17 protein-coding genes are annotated in these 20,086 nt (G+C 73.0%); 9 read left to right on the plus strand and 8 right to left on the minus strand.

Translation table 11 applies throughout. The features are described 5' to 3' along the window. Positions 1-197 precede the first annotated feature (197 nt). The 3 genes from ltrA (at position 198) to OIE75_RS37960 (ending at position 2,977) form a co-directional block, all read left to right on the plus strand. The gene (ltrA, locus tag OIE75_RS37950) at positions 198-1,943 is read left to right on the plus strand and encodes a group II intron reverse transcriptase/maturase (RefSeq protein WP_329474150.1); all 1,746 of its coding nucleotides are present in this window, start codon (positions 198-200) and stop codon (positions 1,941-1,943) included. 91 nt (positions 1,944-2,034) lie between these two features. After that, complete coding sequence (locus tag OIE75_RS37955; protein ID WP_329474151.1) at positions 2,035-2,562, plus strand: roadblock/LC7 domain-containing protein; 528 nt, start codon at positions 2,035-2,037, stop codon at positions 2,560-2,562. Positions 2,563-2,602: 40 nt separating this feature from the next. Then, positions 2,603-2,977, plus strand: coding sequence for a hypothetical protein (locus OIE75_RS37960; RefSeq protein WP_307016873.1), 375 nt, complete (start codon positions 2,603-2,605; stop codon positions 2,975-2,977). A gap of 71 nt (positions 2,978-3,048) precedes the next feature. On the opposite strand, the gene OIE75_RS37965 is transcribed toward OIE75_RS37960, so the two are convergent. After that, positions 3,049-4,413, minus strand: coding sequence for an FAD-dependent oxidoreductase (locus tag OIE75_RS37965; protein ID WP_307016874.1), 1,365 nt, complete (start codon positions 4,411-4,413; stop codon positions 3,049-3,051). A 219-nt stretch (positions 4,414-4,632) separates the two neighbouring features. Here OIE75_RS37965 and OIE75_RS37970 point away from each other — a divergent pair, with 219 nt between their 5' ends. Beyond that, on the plus strand, positions 4,633-6,102 hold the full coding sequence (locus tag OIE75_RS37970; protein ID WP_307016875.1) for an MFS transporter: 1,470 nt from the start codon (positions 4,633-4,635) through the stop codon (positions 6,100-6,102). Between the two features lie 26 nt (positions 6,103-6,128). On the opposite strand, the gene OIE75_RS37975 is transcribed toward OIE75_RS37970, so the two are convergent. Beyond that, positions 6,129-6,278, minus strand: a complete 150-nt coding sequence (locus OIE75_RS37975; protein ID WP_185832574.1) for a hypothetical protein — start codon at positions 6,276-6,278, stop codon at positions 6,129-6,131. Between the two features lie 154 nt (positions 6,279-6,432). Between OIE75_RS37975 and OIE75_RS37980 the strand changes: the two genes are divergently transcribed. Then, positions 6,433-6,606, plus strand: coding sequence for a CsbD family protein (locus OIE75_RS37980; protein WP_307016876.1), 174 nt, complete (start codon positions 6,433-6,435; stop codon positions 6,604-6,606). Between the two features lie 97 nt (positions 6,607-6,703). Here OIE75_RS37980 and OIE75_RS37985 read toward each other — a convergent pair whose 3' ends face one another. From OIE75_RS37985 to OIE75_RS37995, 3 genes are all read right to left on the minus strand, one after another. Continuing rightward, the gene (locus OIE75_RS37985) at positions 6,704-7,546 is read right to left on the minus strand and encodes a chitosanase (protein ID WP_329473623.1); all 843 of its coding nucleotides are present in this window, start codon (positions 7,544-7,546) and stop codon (positions 6,704-6,706) included. Positions 7,547-7,681: 135 nt separating this feature from the next. After that, positions 7,682-10,426 (minus strand): SpoIIE family protein phosphatase, encoded by a 2,745-nt coding sequence (locus OIE75_RS37990; protein WP_329473624.1) that lies wholly within the window; start codon positions 10,424-10,426, stop codon positions 7,682-7,684. 88 nt (positions 10,427-10,514) lie between these two features. After that, positions 10,515-13,067, minus strand: coding sequence for a SpoIIE family protein phosphatase (locus OIE75_RS37995; protein WP_329473625.1), 2,553 nt, complete (start codon positions 13,065-13,067; stop codon positions 10,515-10,517). A 260-nt stretch (positions 13,068-13,327) separates the two neighbouring features. On the opposite strand from OIE75_RS37995, the gene OIE75_RS38000 reads away from it, so the two are divergent. Continuing rightward, a complete protein-coding gene (locus OIE75_RS38000) occupies positions 13,328-14,680 on the plus strand; it encodes an endo-1,4-beta-xylanase (protein WP_329473626.1) in 1,353 nt (450 codons plus the stop codon). Between the two features lie 193 nt (positions 14,681-14,873). After that, positions 14,874-15,302: an ATP-binding protein gene (locus tag OIE75_RS38005; RefSeq protein ID WP_307016881.1), complete on the plus strand. Its 429-nt coding sequence runs from the start codon at positions 14,874-14,876 to the stop codon at positions 15,300-15,302. A gap of 9 nt (positions 15,303-15,311) precedes the next feature. On the opposite strand, the gene OIE75_RS38010 is transcribed toward OIE75_RS38005, so the two are convergent. Next, entirely contained in the window at positions 15,312-15,677 is a 366-nt protein-coding gene (locus OIE75_RS38010) for an STAS domain-containing protein (RefSeq protein ID WP_329473627.1), read from the minus strand. Between the two features lie 185 nt (positions 15,678-15,862). Between OIE75_RS38010 and OIE75_RS38015 the strand changes: the two genes are divergently transcribed. Beyond that, positions 15,863-16,117: a hypothetical protein gene (locus OIE75_RS38015; RefSeq protein WP_307016883.1), complete on the plus strand. Its 255-nt coding sequence runs from the start codon at positions 15,863-15,865 to the stop codon at positions 16,115-16,117. A 27-nt stretch (positions 16,118-16,144) separates the two neighbouring features. On the opposite strand, the gene OIE75_RS38020 is transcribed toward OIE75_RS38015, so the two are convergent. Continuing rightward, the gene (locus OIE75_RS38020; protein WP_329473628.1) at positions 16,145-17,734 is read right to left on the minus strand and encodes a glycerol-3-phosphate dehydrogenase/oxidase; all 1,590 of its coding nucleotides are present in this window, start codon (positions 17,732-17,734) and stop codon (positions 16,145-16,147) included. Then, positions 17,731-18,348, minus strand: coding sequence for a TetR/AcrR family transcriptional regulator (locus OIE75_RS38025; protein ID WP_329473629.1), 618 nt, complete (start codon positions 18,346-18,348; stop codon positions 17,731-17,733). The genes OIE75_RS38020 and OIE75_RS38025 overlap by 4 nt, the downstream gene beginning before the upstream one ends. A gap of 71 nt (positions 18,349-18,419) precedes the next feature. On the opposite strand from OIE75_RS38025, the gene OIE75_RS38030 reads away from it, so the two are divergent. Continuing rightward, positions 18,420-20,018, plus strand: coding sequence for an FAD-binding oxidoreductase (locus tag OIE75_RS38030; RefSeq protein ID WP_329473630.1), 1,599 nt, complete (start codon positions 18,420-18,422; stop codon positions 20,016-20,018). The last annotated feature ends 68 nt before the right edge of the window (positions 20,019-20,086 follow it).

Raw genomic sequence — 20,086 nt, forward strand, 5'->3', positions numbered from 1 at the left:
CAGGGCGAAAGCCCAGAGGAAAAGGACGTGGAGACCTCAGCCGCGTCCCATAACTCGTCGGACACGAGGTGATGCCTCGGCCCGAAAGGGAGCCCACGCGGATCAGGTAGGCCCGTGAAGAAGAACTGCGAAGAGACCCGAACCGAAGGGCAAGTTGGATGCCGAAGGAAGGTGTGGCAGTGACCGCCGTGGCGGCGATGCCTCCCACGACGGCGAACGGACCGGAGGACCACGCCCAGACCTGGCACAGCATCGACTGGGCCAAGGCAGAGGCGTCGGTACGGCGACTGAGGCAGCGCATCTTCACAGCCGCGCAGGAAGGGGACCTGAAGAAGGTCCGAAACTTGCAGAAGCTCATGCTGCGCTCCCACTCGAACACGCTCGTAAGCGTGAAGCGGGTGACGCAGCAGAGCACAGGCCGTCGGACGGCCGGGATCGACCAGGAACGTGCGCTCACTCCGAACGCGCGAGGACGGCTGGCCGCTGAGACCACAGCGGAACGCTCGCCTGGAAAACCCCTGCCCGTCCGGCGTGTGTACATTCCCAAAGCCAACGGAAGGCAGCGCCCCTTGGGCATTCCAGTCATCCGTGACCGGGTCCGCCAGGCCCGCGTCAAGAACGCACTGGAACCCGAGTGGGAAGCCCGGTTCGAACAGCGGAGTTACGGCTTCCGCCCCGGCCGGGGCTGTCATGACGCGATCGGCGCCATCTTCAATATCGCAGGCCAGAAACGGGCCAAGCGGCTATGGGTGCTCGACGCTGATCTGACAGCGGCGTTCGACCGTATTTCGCACGACCACCTGATGAGCCTCATCGGTACCTTCCCAGCGCGGGAAGCGATCCGGGGGTGGCTCAAGGCGGGAGTGATGGACTGCGGACGGTTTTCACCCACCGATGAGGGAACCCCTCAGGGTGGTGTGATCAGCCCGCTGCTGCTCAACGTGGCCTTGCACGGCATGGAAACGGCGGCCGGGCACCTCACAGAGGGACGTTCCCACAAGTCCCGAAGAGACGTTCCGGTCCTGGTCCGGTACGCAGATGACTTCGCGGTGTTCTGCCACAGCGAAGACGAAGCGCACCGGGTCAAGGAGCAGCTGGCTGTCTGGATGGCCCCGCGCGGGGGCGCCTTCAACGAGGAGAAAACATCGGTCCTCCACCTTGAAGAAGGCTTCGACTTCCTCGGGTTCAACATCCGGCGGTACAGCGGGACTCTGCTGATCAAGCCGAGCAAGGCGGCTGTGAAGAGGGTCCGGGAGCGGCTCCGCAGTGAAGTGATCGGCCTGCGAGGGGCGAACGCTGGAGCCGTGGTGAGGAGGCTCAACCCGATCATCAAGGGGTGGGCCACCTACTACCGGACGGTGGTGTCCAAGGAGACCTTCAAGTCCCTGGACTTCTACGTGTGGACGCTCACGCAGAAGTGGGTCAAGCACTCCCACCCGAACAAGCCGAAGAGCTGGCGACTGGCCAAGCACTACGGCGTCTTCAACTCGACCCGGAAGGACCAGTGGGTCTTCGGTGACCGGGACACCGGCACCTATCTCTACAAGTTCAACTGGACCAGAATCGTCCGGCACGTGATCGTCAAGGAGGGCAACTCCCCTGACGACCCCTCGCTGGCCGACTACTGGGCGAGCCGCCGACGCAAAAGGGTGCCCGGGACCGCCGACAGGTGGACCATCACTCTCGCATCCCGCCAGAAGGGGATCTGCCCGCTGTGCAAACAGCCGTTGATCCCCGACGCCGAGTACACACCGGACAACCCCCGCGAGTGGGCCGCGTGGTTCTCGGCATCGATGAAGCCGCTGCACAAGCACCACTTCATCTACCGGCGCGACGGCGGCTCGGACGAGCGGACGAATCTTCGCCTCGTACACGCCGACTGCCATCGCCAGCACCACGCCGGCGACCACAGAAGGGCCAAGCAAGATGACCGACCCGCGTGACTCCAGGGGCCCGCTTGAGCCGGATGCGGTGAACAGCCGCACGTCCGGTTCTGAGGGGGCCGGAGGGCGGCAACGCCCTCCGGCTACCCGACTGGCCGTCGAGAGCGACGTCCTGGACGAACTGCACCGACTGCGCAACCGCGTGCCCCAGCTGACCGGGTCACTCGCGGCCACCGTGGACGGACTGGTCCTCGCCCACGACGCGCCCGGCACCGAACCCGAGGGTCTCGCCGCGCTCACCGCCGCCGCCCTCGGCGTCGCGCACCGCATGGCCGAGGCCACCTCGCGCGGCGGCTTCCGCGAGCTGCTGCTGCGCGGGGCGGACGGCTACGTCGCCACCTACGCGGCCGGTCCCGCCGCCGTGCTCACCCTGCTCGCCGACGGGCGGGTCAACGTGGGCCGGCTGCACCTGGAGGGCCGGCGCAGCGGCGCCCGCATCGGGGAGCTGGTCGCCGCCCACATCGGCCACGACCGCGGCCGCGCCCCGGCCGCCGTGGAACCCGCCCCGCCCCCCGCCGCGGGCACCGCCCGGCCCATCGGCACCCTGCCGGTGCGCACCCCGCAGCGCCCCGCACACCGACCGACCCCCCAGGCCGGCGGCCACCGCCGGCCGACCTGACCACCGATCGCGTACCGATCACGTCCGGAAAGGAACCACCATGGCCAACCTGGAGACCTCGCTCAAGGAATGCCTCAGCTCCATCGACGGAGCGACCGCCGCCGCGCTGGTCGACTACACCAGCGGCATGGCGCTCGGCACGCTGGGCGGGACCAAGGAGTTCAACCTCGAGGTCGCCGCCGCCGGGAACACCGACGTCGTACGGGCCAAACTGCGCACCATGGAACACCTCGGTCTCAAGGAGGAGATCGAGGACATCCTGATCACCCTGAACACCCAGTACCACATGATCCGCCTGCTCAGGGGGCGCGGCGGCAACGGGCTGTTCCTCTACCTGGTGCTGGACGCGAGCCGCGCGAACCTCGCGATGGCCCGCCACCAACTGCGCCGGATCGAGAGCGAGCTGGAGGTCTGACGGCCGCGGGCCCGGCGGGAGACTCCCCGCCGGGCCCGGCCACCGGGCCGAAGCGGCCCGGGTACGACGGATCAGGCGCCGCTCTCGCGGAGCATGTCCTCGCGCTCGACGAGCTTGATGCGCTCCCGCCCGAACGGCACGCCCTGCGCCTTCTCCGCGGCGTCGAGGCGGTACCAGCCGTCCCAGGTGGTGAAGCGGACGTTCCGCTCGGCCAGGAAGGCGTCCACGGCCTCCGGAGCGGGCGAGTCGGGCGTCTGGAGACGGCCGTTCTTGTAGTCGTCCAGCAGGTTGGACACCGTCTCGTTGGCGTCGCCCTTGGTGTGGCCGATGAGGCCGACCGGGCCGCGCCGGATCCAGCCGGTGACGTACGTCGACTGCAGGTGCTCGCCGGACTCCTGGACGACCCGGCCGCCCTGATCCGGGACCGTGCCCGAGTCGATGTCCCAGGGCAGCTTGGGCAGCTGGTCGGACAGGTAGCCGACCGCCCGGTAGACGGCCTGGACGTCCCAGTCCTTGAACTCGCCGGTGCCCTTGACGTTGCCGGTGCCGTCCAGCGCGGTGCGCTCGGTGCGCAGGCCGACCACCTTGCCGTCCTCGCCGAGGATCTCGGAGGGCGACTCGAAGAAGTGCAGGAACAGCTTGTGCGGCCGGTCGCCGACGTCGCGGATCGCCCAGTTCTCCAGGGTCTTGGCGACCATGTCGGCCTGCTTGTTGCCGCGCCGGGTCGCGATCGAGCCGTCGTCGTAGTCGATGTCCTCGGGGTCGACGATGACCTCGATGGTGGGGGAGTGGTCCAGCTCCCGCAGCTCCATCGGGCTGAACTTCGCCTGCGCCGGGCCGCGGCGGCCGAAGACGTGGACCTCCAGCGCCTTGTTGGCCTTGAGGCCCTCGTACACGTTCGGCGGGATCTCGGTGGGCAGCAGCTCGTCCGCGGTCTTCGCCAGGACGCGCGCGATGTCCAGGGCCACGTTGCCGACGCCGAGGACGGCGACCTTCTCGGCCTCCAGCGGCCAGGTGCGCGGGTAGTCGGGGTGGCCGTCGTACCAGGCGACGAAGTCGGCGGCGCCGTAGGAGCCGTCGAGCTCGAAGCCGGGGACCTTGAGGTCGCGGTCGGCCGTGGCGCCCGTGGCGAAGATCACACCGTCGTAGAAGGCCCGCAGATCGTCCAGGCTGACGTCGGTCGGGTAGTTCACGTTGCCGAAGAGACGGATCTGCGGCTTGTCGAGCACCTGGTGCAGGGCGGTGATGATGCCCTTGATCCGCGGGTGGTCGGGCGCGACGCCGTAACGGATGAGTCCGAACGGGGCGGGCATGCGCTCGAAGATGTCGATGGAAACGCCGGGGTCGGCGGCCACCTCGGACTTGAGCAGGGCGTCGGCCGCGTAGATCCCGGCGGGGCCGGATCCGACGATGGCTACCCGCAGAGGGCGGGGCATGTTCAGGTTCCCTTCGAGCGGTGACAGATCGACTCTCGGGGAAGCCTAAGCTAAGGCAAGCCTAAGTCGGTACGCGGGTCCAGTCTATGAGGCCATAAGTGCAGCTTATGGGATCTCATCGTTGGGCTTTGCCGTCGGGTTTGAACTCCTCGTCACGGGTGACGCATGCGTGGGGCGCCGGTTGATCGCGTCCCGTGCCGCCTCACGAGGGGAGCCCGCGTGCAGCGTCCGGACGACAGCTCGGATCCGAACCGGTGGCGAGCCCTCTGGGTCACGCTGGTCGCCGGTTTCATGACCCTCCTGGACGTGACGATCGTCGCCGTCGCCCTGCCCTCCATGCAACAGGGACTGCACGCGTCGGCGGCGTCCGTGCAGTGGGTCGTCTCCGGCTACGCGCTCGCCTTCGCCCTGACCCTGGTGACCGCCGGCCGGATCGGCGACGCGTTCGGCAGGCGCCGCGTCTTCCTGACCGCCCTCGCCGCCTTCGTGCTCTTCAGCGCCGCCGCCGGAGCCGCGCCGGGCATCGGGCTGCTGGTGCTCGCCCGGATCTTCCAGGGTGTCGCCGCGGGCAGCCTCGCACCGCAGAACTCGGCGCTGATCCAGCAACTCTTCCAGGGCGCGGAACGCGGACGCGCCTTCGGGCTCTTCGGCGCCACCGTCGGCGTCTCCAGCGCCGTGGGACCCGTCGTCGGCGGGGCGATCCTGGCCCTCGCCGGCCCTGAGGGCTGGCGGTGGATCTTCTACGTGAACGTGCCGGTCGGCGTGGTCGCGCTGGTGCTGGGCTTCCGCCTGCTGCCCCGGGTGGCTCCGGGCGGCCCCGGACGGCTGGACCCGGTGGGCGTGGCGCTCCTCGGTACCGGGATCCTCGCCCTGATGCTGCCGCTGGTCCTCGCCGAGTCCGGCGGCCTGACCCGGGTGTGGTGGCTGTTCCCGGCGGGGGCCGCCGTCCTGGTGGCCTTCGCGTGGTGGGAGCGGCGGATCGCCCGTCGCGGCGGGCAGCCGCTGCTGGAACCCGGCCTGCTCACCGAGACCCGCGGCTACGCCACCGGCGCGGGCCTGGCCGCGCTGTACTTCGTCGGGTTCAGCGGGGTGTGGCTGGTCTTCGCGCTCTTCTTCCAGAACGGCCTGGGCTACTCGCCCCTGATGTCCGGCCTGGCGGTCACCCCGTTCGCCGTCGGATCGGCCGCCGCCGCGGCCGTGGCGGGCCGGCTGGTCGAGCGGCTGGGAAGGCTGCTGACGGTCTGGGGACTCGTCGCCGTGATGACGGGCCTGGGCACCACCGCCCTGCTGCTCTGGCTCGCGCCGCCGGACCGAGCCGTCTGGTTCGCGGTGCCGGCCCTGTTGCTCGGCGGTCTCGGGAGCGGCTGTGTGATCTCCCCGAACATCACGATGACCCTGCGCGATGTCCCCGTGCGGATGGCCGGTGCCGCGGGAGGCGCCCTCCAGACGGGGCAGCGGCTCGGCGGAGCCGTGGGCACCGCCGCGCTTCCCGGCCTGTTCTACCTGACGCTGAACGCCACCCACGAGGACTACCAGGAGGCGGTGGCCCTGTCCGTGGGGTGCGGCGTCGCCGCGATGCTGTGCGCGCTGACCGTCGCGGTCCGCGACTGGCGCCGGGACCGCCCGGGCGACGAGCGGGGCTGCCCGCCGGAGACGTCCCACAGCCACACCCACGCCGGTCAGGGCTGACCGGACGGCCCCTTGTGCGGACGCGGTCAGCGCCGCTTGCTGCCGAACCTCCGCAGCATCTGCTGGGCCTGCGCGCGGCGGCGCGGGTCCGCGGCCGCGCGGCGCACCTGCTCGGTGGCCCTGCGCCCCTGCGGGCTGCGCGCGAACCGCTTGATCCGGTCCAGGATTCCGGCCATGACGTTCCTCCGAGTCGACGACGGTCCCTGCTCTGACCGTCCTCTACCCCGGGGACCCGCGAACACCCCTGCCGCCACCGCGCACGTTTGACGCCGTCCCAGTGGGCACCCGCAGGGCAGACCATCGCACACGAACGCCGAGAGGTGAGGCACTGTGGCCGACAACCAGAAGTCCAAGGCCAAGATGGAGCAGGCCAAGGGAAAGGCCAAGGAAGCGGTTGGCCGGGCCGTCGGCAACGAGAAGATGACGGCCGAGGGCCGCGCCGAGCAGTCCAAGGGGGACGCCCGGCAGGCCAAGGAGAAGGGCAAGGACGCCTTCCGGCACTGACACCGGGGGCGCATCCCCCGCGGCGCGGGCCGCGGAGTCCGGCACACGGCCGGCTCCGCGGCCCGCGTCGTGCTCGTCGCCCGGGGACGGGCCGCCCTCAGCCGATGTGATAACTGTCCCCGTACACCTTCCAGTCCAGCGGCGGGTCGAGGTCCAGGTTGCCCTCGTGGAGGAAGACGCGCTGCGCCGTGTCGACCCGGCTGGTGTCGCTGTGCGCCTCCTCCTGCCTCATCGCCCACACCCGCTCGTCGAGGAAGGCGTGCAGGTAGGTGACCTCGTCGCCGCCCTGGGCCGGCGGCCGGGCCCGGCCCAGGGCACGCTCGCGGATGCTGCCGAAGCTCAGCCGGTCACCGCCGCCGCCGTGCATGACGATCGCGTCGTAGTACGCGAACTGACCCAGCGTGCGCAGCCCGTCCGCCTTGCCCTGACGCACGGCCGGGCCGAAGTAGACGCGGTCGCGCTCGTCGTCCTGCGCGCGGCGGAACTCGGGATCGCCCGCCGCCCGGCGCCAGTCGTCGGGATATCCGGGGTCCAGACCCTCGTGCGAGTCGGAACCGTCGACCCGGCGCAGCGCCGGCAGATAGCGGGCGAGCACATTGCCGGGGCTGCGGTCGCTGTACAGCTCCACCATGTCGAGCATGTCGCCGGTGCCGGAGCAGAAGCCGATGATGCCCGCGGTGTAGCCGCGGCCGTCGCCGATGTCCTCGATGTACCGGTACTGCGCCTTCCAGTCGAGCGAGGAGTTCTCCGCGCTCGACACGAGCTGCATGGCGATCTCCTTCTTCGCCGGGTCGTCGAGCCCCGCCGCGCGCACGGACGCAGCCGTGGCCCGCGAGGGGGTAAGCAGGGGGATGGTCGCCAGGGACGCGCATGCCATGGCGAGCACGGTACGGCGCGAGAGGCCCGCGCGGGGCGCGGGGTCGCTGAAGGGGTGCCTCACGGAATCTCCAGTCGGTGGTGGGGGGGTTGGGAGTGCCGGGCACTGATAGGAAAGTTTCCTACCAGACGTGGGGCGTACTGGGCACCCGTCGGGCACGAAATTGGTACGGACCGAGGGCGGCGGCGCCCGCCACGGTCACGGCATCGGCTGCTCCGCCCAGATGACCTTGCCGGCCGGCGTGTAGCGGGTGCCCCAGCGCTCGGCGAGCTGCGCGACCAGGAAGAGCCCGCGCCCGCCCTCGTCCGTCATGGCCGCGTAGCGCAGATGGGGCGAGGTGCTGCTGCTGTCGAACACCTCGCAGACCAGGCTGCGGTCGCGCAGCATCCGGACGTGGACGGTCTCACCGCCGTACCGGATCGCGTTGGTGACCAGCTCGCTCAGGATCAGCTCCGTGGAGAACGCCAGGTCGTCAAGACCCCACTCGGCGAGCTGCCGGGTGACCTGGGAGCGCACCTCGCCGACGGCCGCCGGGTCGGACGGCACCTGCCACTCGGCGACGTGGTCGGGTCCGAGGGTGCGGGTACGGGCCACGAGCAGGGCGATGTCGTCGCCCGGCCGGTCCGGGAGCCGGGCGTCCAGGACGGTCCGGCAGGTCTCCTCGGGCGACTCGCCGGCCGTCTCCAGCGCCTGGCGCAGGTGCGCCAGACCGACGTCGATGTCGTGCCCCCGTTCCTCCACCAACCCGTCGGTGTACAGCACCAGCCGGCTGCCCTCCGCCAGCCGCAGCTCGGCCGTCTCGAACGGCAGGCCGCCCAGCCCCAGCGGGGGACCGGCGGGCACCTCGGGGAACTCCACGCCGCCGTCGGGCCGGATCAGCGCGGGTGGCGGGTGGCCCGCCCGGGCCACCACACAGGTGCCGGCGACCGGGTCGTAGATCGCGTAGAGGCAGGTCGCGCCGGTGACCGGGGCGGTGCTGTCGTCGGTCTGCTCGTCCTGGTCGATGCGGCCGACCAGCTCGTCCAGCAGGCCGAGCAGTTCGTCGGGCGGCAGGTCGAGGGCGCTGAAGTTGTGCACCGCCGTGCGCAGCCGGCCCATGGTGGCCGCCGCGTGCAGCCCGTGCCCGACGACGTCGCCGACCACCAGCGCGACCCGGGCGCCCGACAGGGGCAGTACGTCGAACCAGTCGCCGCCCACCCCGGCCTGCGCGGGCAGGTACCGGTAGGCGACGTCCAGGGCGTTCTGGTCCGGCATCCGGCGGGGCAGCAGACTGCGCTGGAGGGTCACCGCCATGCTGTGCTCGCGCGTGTAGCGCCGGGCGTTGTCGATGGAGACCGCGGCCCGCGCGACCAGTTCCTCGGCGAGGGCCAGTTCGTCCTCGTCGAACGGCTCGGGCGTCTCGGAACGCCAGAAACTGACCACCCCGAGCACCAGTGTGCCCGCGCGCAGCGGCACCGTGATCAGCGAGTGGATGCCGTACTCCAGGATCTGCGCGGTGCGTTCGAGGTCCTGCGCCTGCCAGCCGGACGCGACGTCGAGGCGGGGCTCCAGGACCGGCGTGCCGGTCCGCAGTGTCCGGCCCTGCGGGGAGGAGTCCACGTAGCGCAGCTGCCGGCCCACCGGGTACAGCGGGGCCTCCGGTGCCCCGCTGACCGCGGTGCGGCGCAGCGCCGTGACGCCCTCCGGCTGGCCGCCCGCCAGCACCGCGTCGAACAGGTCCACGCTGACGTGGTCCGCGAACCGGGGCACGGCCAGCTCCGCCAGCTCCTCGGCGGTGCGCGTGACGTCCAGGCTGGTGCCGATGCCCACGCCCGCGTCGTACAGCATGTCCAGGCGTTCCCGCGCGGTCTCGGCGCGGCCGGACAGGGCCCGCAGCTCCGTGGAGTCGCGGAGGGTGGCGACGCTGCCCGCGGGGCCGCCCCGGACGTCCGTGGGCCGCTGGTTGACCGCCAGCAGCCGGTCCTTGACCCGGTGCACCTCGTCGGTCGCGACCCGGCCGGAGGCCAGCAGCTCCGCGGTGTCGGCCGGCAGACCGAGGTCGAGGACGTGTCGCCCCTCGGCGTCGGGGGGCAGGTTGAGCAGGCGCTCGGCCTCGTCGTTGGCGAGCAGCAGCCGGCCCTTCGGGCCGACGATGAGCACGCCCTCGCGCACGCTGTGCAGGACCGCGTCGTGATGTTCGTACATCCGGGTCATCTCGCGAGGTCCCAGACCGTGCGTCTGGCGCAGCAGCCGCCGGCTGACGAGCGCGGTACCCGCCGTCGCCACGACCATGCCGACCGCCGCCACGATCAGCACCAGCGGCAGCTGCCGTTCGGCGGCGCCGCCGACGTTCTCCGTGGTGATGCCGGCCGAGACCAGGCCCACGACCGTGCCGTCGGGCTCCTCGACCGGCACGATGGCCTGGACCAGCGGTCCGAGGGTCCCGTCGACCTCCTCGGTCACCGTCTCCCCGGCCAGGGCGGGGGCGATGTTTCCCACGAACTCCCGGCCGATGCGGTCGGGCTTGGGATGGGTGTAGCGGATGCCGTCGGTGTTCGTGACGACCACGAAGTCCACACCGGTCGCCTTGCGCGCCGCCTCGGCCCGGGGCTGGAGCACAGCCGTGGGGTCGGGGGAGCGCAGCGCCGCGAGGATGCCGGGGGAGTTGGCGAACGTCTCGGCCACCGCGACGGACCGGTTGCGGGCCTCCACGGTGCTGTCGTGCCGGACCTGGAGCACCAGCGCCACCGCCGCGGCCACCACCAGCAGCAGCACGATGACCACGTTCATGACGAAGACCTGGGCGGCCACGCTGCGTCCGGACAGCGCCCGGCGCAGTGCCGGGTGACGCCGCCCCGCGTCCGCCCCCCGCCGTGTCGGGTCCGCGTCCCTCCGGTGTCGGGCGAGCGGGCCGCTGGGACGACGGGGTGACCGTTCTCCCGATCGACCCCTCAGTCGGACCATGTGCCCATGTCTACACTGCCGGGCTCCGTGAGGCGAGGGGCACCCCCTGTGCCGACGGGGTCCGCCGGACGGGAGGCCGTGGGTGGGGTCATCGAGGGCTCCCGGGGCGGGGACGTCGGGTGGCGAGCAGCAGGGCGATGTCGTCGGCGCGGTCCGTCGCGTGGCGGGAGCTCACGATGAGGCGGTCCGCGACGCCGGCCAGCGCGCGCCTGCCGGGTCGCGCGGCGGGCGCTCCCGTTCTGGCCAGGGCCAGCCGCAGGGCGGTGATGCCGTCGTCGATGTCGCTGCCGGGCCGCTCCACCAGCCCGTCCGTGTAGAGGGCGAGGACGGCACCCGGCTCGACGCGGAACTCGGTCAGCGGATAGGGCGCCCCGGAGTCCACGCCGAGCACCACCCCACCGGGCAGGTCCAGGGCCTCGGTGCGTCCGTCCGGGTGGCGCAGGAGCGGCGGCGGGTGGCCCGCGCGGGAGGCGAGGGCCCGTCCGGTGGCGGGGTCGAGCCGGATGTAGCAGCAGCTCGCGAACAGGCCCGGGTCCAGGTCGGCCAGCAGGTGGTTGACGCCGCTCATCACCTCGTCGGGCGGCCGGTCGCCGAGGGCGAAGGCGCGTACGGCGCTGCGGAGTTGCCCCATCGTGGCCGCGGCCTGCACGCCGTGCCCCTGCACGTCGCCGATGACCAGGGCCATGCCGTCCCCGGAGGCGACGACGTCGTACCAGTCGCCGCCCACCTCCATGCCCTGGGTGCCCGGCAGATAGCGTCCGGCGGTCTCCAGCAGGGGATGGGAGGGCAGCCGGCGGGGCAGCAGCACTCCCTGGAGGCCCCGGGCCAGCGCGGTCTCGGACTCGTAGCGCCGGGCCTTCTCCATCGCGTGGGCGATCAGCCCGGCCAGCGCGGTGAGCACGGAGCGTTCCTCGGTACTGAAGCCGCGCGCGCGGTCGAAGCCGAGGATGCAGGAGCCGACCGGGCGTCCGGAGGCGATCAGCGGCAGGAAGGCGCGGGCGCCCTCCGTGGCGTCCAGCGGGATGCCCGGATACGCGGCGGCCAGATCCTGCATGGAGTCGAAGAAGAGCGGCCGGCCGCTGGTCAGCGTCTCGACGCCGGGGAGCCGGGCGTCCAGCGCGACGCCCTCGAAGGGCGCGAGGAAGCCCGGCGGGAAACCCGTCTCCCAGGCCAGGTGGAGGTGGCGGTCCTGGAGCAGGTAGATGGCGAGCCGGCGGCCACCGAAGGCGGACAGCAGCTCCCGCACGACCACGGCGGACACCTGGCGTGCGGTGACCGCCTCGGTCAGGGCGACGGCCAGCACGATCGGGCGGTACTCGGGGGCCGTCGAGGCGATCGGCGGGGCGGGGTCGCCGGCCTCGGGCTCCGCCTCCGGCACCCCGTGCCCGGGGATGAGGCCGGCCGACGCGTCGGCCACCCGGTTGGCGGGCCGGAGCGTGCCCGTCAGGAGGTCGGGGCCGGGGTAGACGGAGACGGCCAGCCAGTCGCCCTCGAAGGGCTGCGGGGCGCTGCGGCGGCTGCCGTCGGGCGGGCGCCGGACGTGGAAGCGGACCGGGTCGGGGGAGAGCAGCGCACCGCGCAGATGGTCCTCGTAGGCGGCCTGGTCCAGCCAGGGAACGGCCTCCCACAGCGAGCGGCCGAGCAGCCCGGCGCGGGGTCGGCCCAGCAGCCGGGCGGCGCGCGGGTTGGCGTAGACGACCGTGCCCAGCCGGTCCACGCAGAAAACGCCCTCCGGCAGCAGGTCGGCGGCGGCGTCGGCCACGGTGCCGGCGAAGGGGTCGCGGACCGCTCCCCGTACGGTCACGCCGTCGGCCCGGGCCGCCTGCGGCCGCCACAGCTCGACCAGGCGCAGCGCCCCGTCCGCCGCACGCACGTACAGGGGCAGCCGCGGCGGCCGGCCGGCGGCGGTCTCCCGCAGGGCCGCGGCGAGCCGGTGCCCGTCGTCGGGCGACAGGACGGCGGTGAGCGACCCGAGCGCGGTGGTCGGTCCGGCGGCGCCCGCGGGCATGCCGAGCAGGAGGCACAGCGGTTCGTCGAGGGTGACGGTGCCGGTGACCGGATCCCAGGCGAAGCTCCCGGCGTGCTGCGGGTGCCGTCCGGCGGGGGGCGGCCGGACGCACAGCGGTTCGCCCTCCCAGAGGACCGGCGGCGCGTCGCTGTCCTCGTCCAGGCGCTCCAGGGCCGCGCCCAGGTCCTGCGCGAGCCCCGCCATCCGGTCGGCGCCCTCCAGCACCTCGGCGGCGTCCGAGGCGGCGGGGCGCAGGACGGTCAGGACCCCGTAGGTCCGCCTCGCCCCGGCGACGGGCACGTACAGCGACCCGAAAGGGAACGGCAGGCCGGCCGCGAACTGCGGGTAGCGGCGCATGGTCTCCGCGGCGTTGGGCAGCACGACGCGGACACCCAGCCGGTAGGCGTCGGCGACCGGGAACGGGCTGTCGGCGTGCAGGCGCCACCAGGGCCGGAACAACCGCCCGGGCAGTCCGGCGAGCACGGCGAGCCGCAGGAGGCCGGGCGTGCCGGAGGGCAGGTAGACCCCGCCCGCCCGGCCGCCGGCCGCGTCGATCGCCCGGGCGCAGGCGTCGATCAGCAGCGCCGTCAGCCGTCCGGGCGTCCGGTCCGCTTCCTCGGCGCCTGCACTCATCGGCCCCACCTCGTCCGTGCGCCGCCGCGCGGGGCGACACAGCAAGAATGCGCCACCGCACCCGGGTCGCGCACGTGGTCGGTCCGCACGGGTGAGCGTGCCGGGCGTTGACCCCGCGGACGGCGATCCGTAACCTCCTCCCGCGACATTCGGAAAGCATTCCGAAAGTTTCGGCGATCATGATCCATGATCGTGATCGTGATCCATGATCTCCGCCCTTCCGAACGGCCCCCGCACACCGATTCAAGGAACGGGATGACATGACCATGCCTTTGAGATGCCTGGCGAGAACGGTCGGCGCCGGACTCGTGGCCGTGGCCGCACTGACGACCGCGGGCCACACCGCCGAAGCCGAAGCCGCCGACACGCTCGGGTCCGCCGCGGCCGGCCAAGGCCGCTACTTCGGCGCCGCCGTCGCCGCGAACCACCTCGGCGAGGCCGACTACGCCGCCACGCTGGACCGCGAGTTCACCTCGGCGACGCCCGAGAACGAGATGAAGTGGGACGCCACCGAACCCAGCCGCGGCACCTTCACCTTCGCCGCCGCCGACCGGGTCGTGGCCCACGCCCGAAGCCGTGGCATGGACGTGCGCGGCCACACCCTCGTCTGGCACTCCCAGCTGCCCTCCTGGGTGGGCACGCTGGGCGCCGCCGACCTGCGCACCGCGATGAACGGCCACATCAACGGCCTGATGGGCCACTACAAGGGCGAGATCCACAGCTGGGACGTCGTCAACGAGGCGTTCCAGGACGGCGGCAGCGGCGCCCGGCGCAGCTCGCCCTTCCAGGACAGGCTCGGCGACGGCTTCATCGAGGAGGCGTTCCGCACCGCCCGCGCCGCCGACCCGGCCGCCAAGCTCTGCTACAACGACTACAACACCGACGGCGTCAACGCGAAGAGCAATGCCGTCTACGCCATGGTGAAGGACTTCAGGTCCCGCGGTGTGCCCATCGACTGCGTCGGCTTCCAGTCCCACTTCAACAGCGCCTCCCCGGTCCCCGCCGACTACCGGCAGAACCTGCAGCGCTTCGCCGACCTCGGCGTCGACGTGCAGATCACGGAGCTCGACATCGAGGGCTCCGGATCGGCCCAGGCCGCCAGCTACACCAAGGTGGTCGACGCCTGCCTCGCCGTCGACCGCTGCACCGGCATCACCGTCTGGGGCGTCACCGACAAGTACTCGTGGCGCAGCGGCGGCACCCCGCTGCTCTTCGACGGCGACTACCGGAAGAAGCCCGCCTACGACGCCGTCCTGACCGCCCTGGGCGGCTCGGGCGACCCGGGTGGTCCCGGTGACCCGGGCGACCCCGCGGCGAGTTGCACGGCCGCCTACACCAGGACCGCGGACTGGAGCAGCGGCTACAACGGCCAGGTCACCATCACGGCCGGCGACGCGCCGATCAGCTCCTGGACCGCGACGGTCACCCTGCCCTCGCCGCAGTCCGTCTCGTCCCTCTGGAACGGCACTCCCACCTGGACGGGCACCGTCATGACCGTCCGCCCGAGCTGGAACGGCACCCTGGCGGCCGGGGCGTCGACCAGCTTCGGATTCACCGTGGCGAAGAACGGCAGCGGCGCCGCGCCCACGGTCGGCGGCTGCACCGCCTCCTGACCGGTCCCGTGCGCCGGACCGCCCACCGCCCGAGAGGGCCCGGGCGGTCCGGCGCACCGGGCCGCGCCTGTCCGAAAAACGGCGTGTCCGGCGGAAGTTGGGACAGAGGGACCGGGAAAGCCTCGCCCTTGCGTATCGTGAGGGTCCGGGACCTCGCTCCCCACACGGCCCCGACCGGACGGTGAGGCTCTGTATGACTCCGGCGCACGGACCCGATGCCGCGGACACCTCCGACGTGTCCACGGTGGTGGAGTTCAGGGGCGGTTCGGCGATGATCCCGGCCGCCCGGGACGTCGTGCACCGCTTCGTCATCCGGCTTGCCGAGCTGGGCGTCGACCTGGCCGACACCTTCCTGGACACCGCCCGCCTGGTCGCCAGCGAACTGGTGACGAACGCGCTGCGGCACGCGCCAGGACCCTGCCGGCTCAGGCTGACCCTGGTGGACGACCGGGTGGAGATCGCGGTCTCCGACACCGGGGACGCCTTTCCCACGTTCCTGCCCCGCGACCCCCTGCGGGTCGGTCGGCACGGTTTGGAGATCGTGACCCGCCTGTGCGGCGAGGTGATCACCAAGCCGCACGCCAAGGGGAAGACCGTGTACGCGCGCCTGCCGCTGACCTGACCTCCTCCCTCAGTCGGTCAGCGCCTGTTCGACGCTCGGGAAGCAGGCGATGAGCCCGTCGACGCCGACCAGCCGCAGCACCCGCTCGACGGCGTCCCGCGGTGCCGCGAGCCGCAGCCACACCCCGCGGGACTCGGCCTCCTGGTGGGCGGATATGAGCGCGTTGATGCCGCTGGAGTCCAGGAAGCCCACCTCGCCGAAGTCGACGACCGTGCCCGGTGCCGACTGCACCGAGGACAGCAGGACGTCGCGCAACTGGCCGCTGCCGTCGAGATCGACCTCTCCGGCGAGGATGACGATGCTGACGCCGTCGCCCGTGGTGGTACGGGTGATCAGCAGCCGCTCGGGTACTGCCGGTCCCTCGGTGTCCGCCACGCTGCCCTCACTTCTCGCATATGCCCGGCCGTCCTTGGTGGCTTGATGGTAAGGGTCTTCGCGGTCCGCGGGGTCCACTTGTGCGGACCCGGGCCGACGGGACCGTCGGCCCCCGGTTTCGACGCGCGCGACGGCGTTCCTCTGACTACCGTCGAGGTGTGGTGGCTCATACATTCGAGGAGCTCGTGCACAAGCGTCGCGCGGCGGACCTGGCACAGCACCGGGTCGAGGAACTGCGTGATTCGTACGGGCCTCCCACGCAGCATCGGTGGACCCCGCGGCAGTCCCACACCTACGAGACCGCCGTGCGGGCCTGGCGCGACCTGGACCGGGACGCGCGGACCGCGATGTCGGAGTACGTCAAGGAGGGAGGCCGGTCCCGGCACAAGATCGAGGCGAACGTCCGCAAGGCCGTCCAGGACGGTATGCAGGGCTCCTGACCGGGATCGACGCGGGTGCGGCCGCCGTCAGTCCCGCCGCGCCACGGTCTCGCCGACCAGGTCCCGTACGGCGTCCAGGGCCGCCGCGCGGTCCTCCGGCACCAGGCCGATGCGGGTGCGCCGGTCGAGGAGGTCCGCCTCGTCGAGGGCGCCCTCGTGACGCAGCGCCCACAGCAGTTCGGCGCCGGTGACGGGGTGACCCGGCAGTAGCCGCTCGGCGAGCCGCGGGTCCCGGGCGGCGAGGGCCTGCACGTCGGGCGCCTCGGTGCCGTAGCGCCGCACCAGGCGGTCCGGCGCCCGCACCGTGGCCAGGGCGTGCGGGGCGGCGGCGCCGACCAGGGGCAGGGCGGCGGTGGGGGAGGGGCCCGCGGTCAGGCCGCGGGCGGCGACGGCGGCGTTCACGGCGTCCTCGGCCATGCGCCGGTACGTGGTGAGCTTGCCGCCGACCACGGTGACCACGCCCTCCGACGAGGTGAGCACGGCGTGCCTGCGTGAGACGTCCGCCGTGCGGGGCCCGCCGCCCGCCCGGTCCGGCGAGGTGGTGTCCAGCAGGGGACGCAGACCGGCGAAGGTGCCCACCACGTCCTCGCGGTGCACCGGGACGTCCAGTACCGAACCGAGCACGTCGAGCAGGAAGCCGACGTCTGTCTCGGGCGCCTCCGGCACGTCCGGAACGTCGCCCTCCACGGGTTCGTCGGTCAGGCCGACGTAGACCCGGCCGTCCCCCTGGGGCAGGACCAGGACGAAGCGGTTGGTCTCCCCGGGGACCGGTACGTGTAGGCCCGCGGGGAGCGGGCCGAGGTGTTCGGAGCGCAGGACGAGGTGGGTGCCGCGGGAGGGGCGGACCCGGATGCCGTCCACCAGGCCGCCGGCCCAGACCCCGGAGGCGTTGATCACCGCGCGGGCCCGCACCACACCCTCCTCGCCGGTCAGCTCGTCGCGTATCCGGGCGCCGTACGAGGTCAGTTCCAGCGCCTTGGTCCGGGTCAGGATCCGGGCGCCGCGGGCGGCGGCGGTGCGGGCGAGCGCGGTCACCAGCCGGGCGTCGTCGGTGAGCCGGCCGTCCCAGGACAGCAGGCCGCCGCGCAGCCGGTCGGAGCGCAGGGCCGGCGCGAGGTGCCGGGTCTCCACGGCGGACAGCCGGCGCGGCGCGGGCAGCGTGGCCCGGGCCGTGCGCGCCGCGAGCCGCAGGGTGTCGCCGGCCCGGAAGCCGGCCCACGCCAGCGCGGACTGGCCGCGGGAGACCAGCGGCGTCAGCGGCAGCACGAAGGGCTGGGCGCGCACCAGATGGGGAGCGGTGCGCTCCATCAGCACCCCGCGCTCCACCGCGCTCTCGTGGGCGACGTCGAGCTGTGCGGAGGCGAGGTAGCGCAGGCCGCCGTGGATGAGCTTGGAGCTCCAGCGGGAGGTGCCGAAGGCCAGGTCGTGGGCGTCCACGGCGACGACGCTCAGCCCGCGGGCCGCCGCGTCCAGGGCGGCCCCCGCGCCGGTCGCGCCGAGGCCGACGACCAGCACGTCCACGACGGGTCCGCCCACGGTGTCGGCCAGCTCGCGGGCGCGCCGTGCGGCGGACAGGGAGGCGGAGGCGGCCCCGGCGGGGCTGCTGGTGGGGCTCATGGGGTGAGGGTCCTCTCCAGGATGGTCCGCAGCTCCGCGAGGAAGGCCGCGGAGGTCAGCTCGTCGTCGTCCTCGTCGGTCATGGTCCGCAGCGACAGGGCGAAGGACTGGACGACCAGCAGCACGGACCGCGCCTGCCGCTCGGGGTGCGTCCGGCGCACCGAACCGTCGGCGTGGCCCTGGCCCAGCGCGTCCTCCAGCAACTCCAGCAGGGCCTCCTGGCTCGCTCCGCGCCGGTCCAGGACGTAGGGCAGGAGCAGCTCGGGATCGACGTCGACGATCTTGCGGAAGAGCGGGTGCGCGCGGAACCTCTCCACCCCGGCCACCAGCCCCTCGACGACGCGCGGGCGCGTCCCGGTGCCCGGCCGGGGCTCCGGGATCGCCCCGGTCGCCACCGAGATCCACTCGCGGGTCATCAGGTCGCCGACCAGGGACCGCACGTCCGGCCAGCGCCGGTACAGGGTCATCCGGGAGACGCCGGCGCGGCGGGCGACGTCGGTCATCGTCGTCCGGCGGACCCCGACGGCCATCACGCAGTCGCGCACGGCGTCGAGCACCGTGTCGTTGTCCGAGGGGTTCGGCCGGCCCGAGTGGTTGTGACGGTTAGGCGTCATGTGTAACAGTGTAACGCCCCGCCGGGTGGTGCGGCAGGCATCCCCCGAAGCGACCGTGAGGACGACAGGCCATGGACATGCTGTGGAACGGCTGGGGCGACCCGGCCAGGGCGACATCGCTGCCGGACACGGTGACCGGGCTGCTGCGCGAACTGCTCGGCGTCAAGCCCCGCGACGCCGCCCCGCTCCCGCTGGCGGAGATCGACGTCCCCGCCTCGCCCCTGGACGAGGCCGCCCGCCGGGCCCTCACGGCGGCGGTCGGCGGCCGTGCGGACGACGTGCGCACCGACGCGGAGACCCGCGTGCGGCACACCCGCGGCAAGTCCACCCCCGACCTGCTGCTGATGCGGAGCGGCGACGTCACCGACACCCCGGCCGCCGTGGTCCTGCCCGACGGCCACGACGAGGTGCTGGCCGTGCTGGAGGCCTGTGCCGAGCACCGGCTGCCCGTCGTCCCCTTCGGCGGCGGCACCTCCGTGGTGGGCGGCCTCGCTCCCGGGCACCGCGGCGCCTTCGTCGCCCTCGACCCGCGCCGCATGAACCGCCTGCTCGAACTCGACGAGGTCTCCCGCACCGCCCGCCTGCAACCCGGCCTGCGCGCCCCCGAGGCCGAGGCGCTGCTCGCCGCGCACGGGTACACCCTCGGCCACTTCCCGCAGTCCTACGAGTGGGCCACCATCGGCGGCTTCGCAGCCACCCGCTCCAGCGGACAGGCCTCCGCCGGCTACGGCCGCTTCGACGAGATGGTCCTCGGCCTCACCCTCGCCACCCCCGAAGGCACCCTCGTCACGGGCCGCGCCCCGCGCTCGGCCGCCGGACCCGACCTGCGTCAGCTCGTACTGGGCTCGGAGGGCGCCTTCGGCGTCATCACCTCCGTCACCGTCCGCGTGCGGCCCGTGCCCGAGGTCCGCCGCTACGAGGGCTGGCGCTTCGCCTCCTTCGACGCGGGCACCGCCGCACTGCGCAGGCTCGCCCAGGACGGCCCGCGCCCCACGGTGCTGCGGCTCTCCGACGAGACCGAGACCCTGATCGGCCTCGCCCAGCCCGACGCCCTCGGCTCCTCCCTCGACCGGCAGGACGCCGGATGCCTGGCCGTCGTCGGCTTCGAGGGCACCGAGGCGGACACCGCGCACCGCCGCGAGGAGGCCGCCGCCGTCCTGCGTGAGAGCGGGGGCACCTTCGCGGGCGAGGAGCCGGGGGAGCGCTGGGCCCACGGCCGCTACTCGGCGCCGTACCTGCGGGACTCGCTGCTCGACGCCGGGGCGCTCGCCGAGACCCTGGAGACCGCGACCTACTGGTCCCGCGTCCCCGCCCTCTACGCCGCCGTCCGCGACGCGCTCACCGGCACCCTCACCGACGCCGGCACCCCGCCGCTGGTCATGTGCCACATCTCGCACGTCTACGAGAACGGCGCCTCCCTCTACTTCACCGTCGTCTCCGCCCAGGGCGACGACGCCGTGGCGCACTGGACCCGCGCCAAGCACGCGGCCAACGAGGCGATCCTCGCCGCGGGCGGCACCATCACCCACCACCACGGCGTCGGCACCGACCACCGCGACTGGTACGTCCAGGAGGCCGGCCCCCTCGGCATCGCGGCCCTGCGCGCGGTCAAGCGCAGCCTGGACCCCGCCGGCGTGCTCAGCCCGGGCGTCCTGCTGCCGTCGGACTGACCCCGCCGACCGGCACCCCGCGCACCCGTGAGACAACAGTCCGGCACCATCCGTCAGCCCGGAGGCAC

The organism is Streptomyces sp. NBC_01723 (genome assembly GCF_036246005.1).
Lineage (GTDB): Bacteria > Actinomycetota > Actinomycetes > Streptomycetales > Streptomycetaceae > Streptomyces.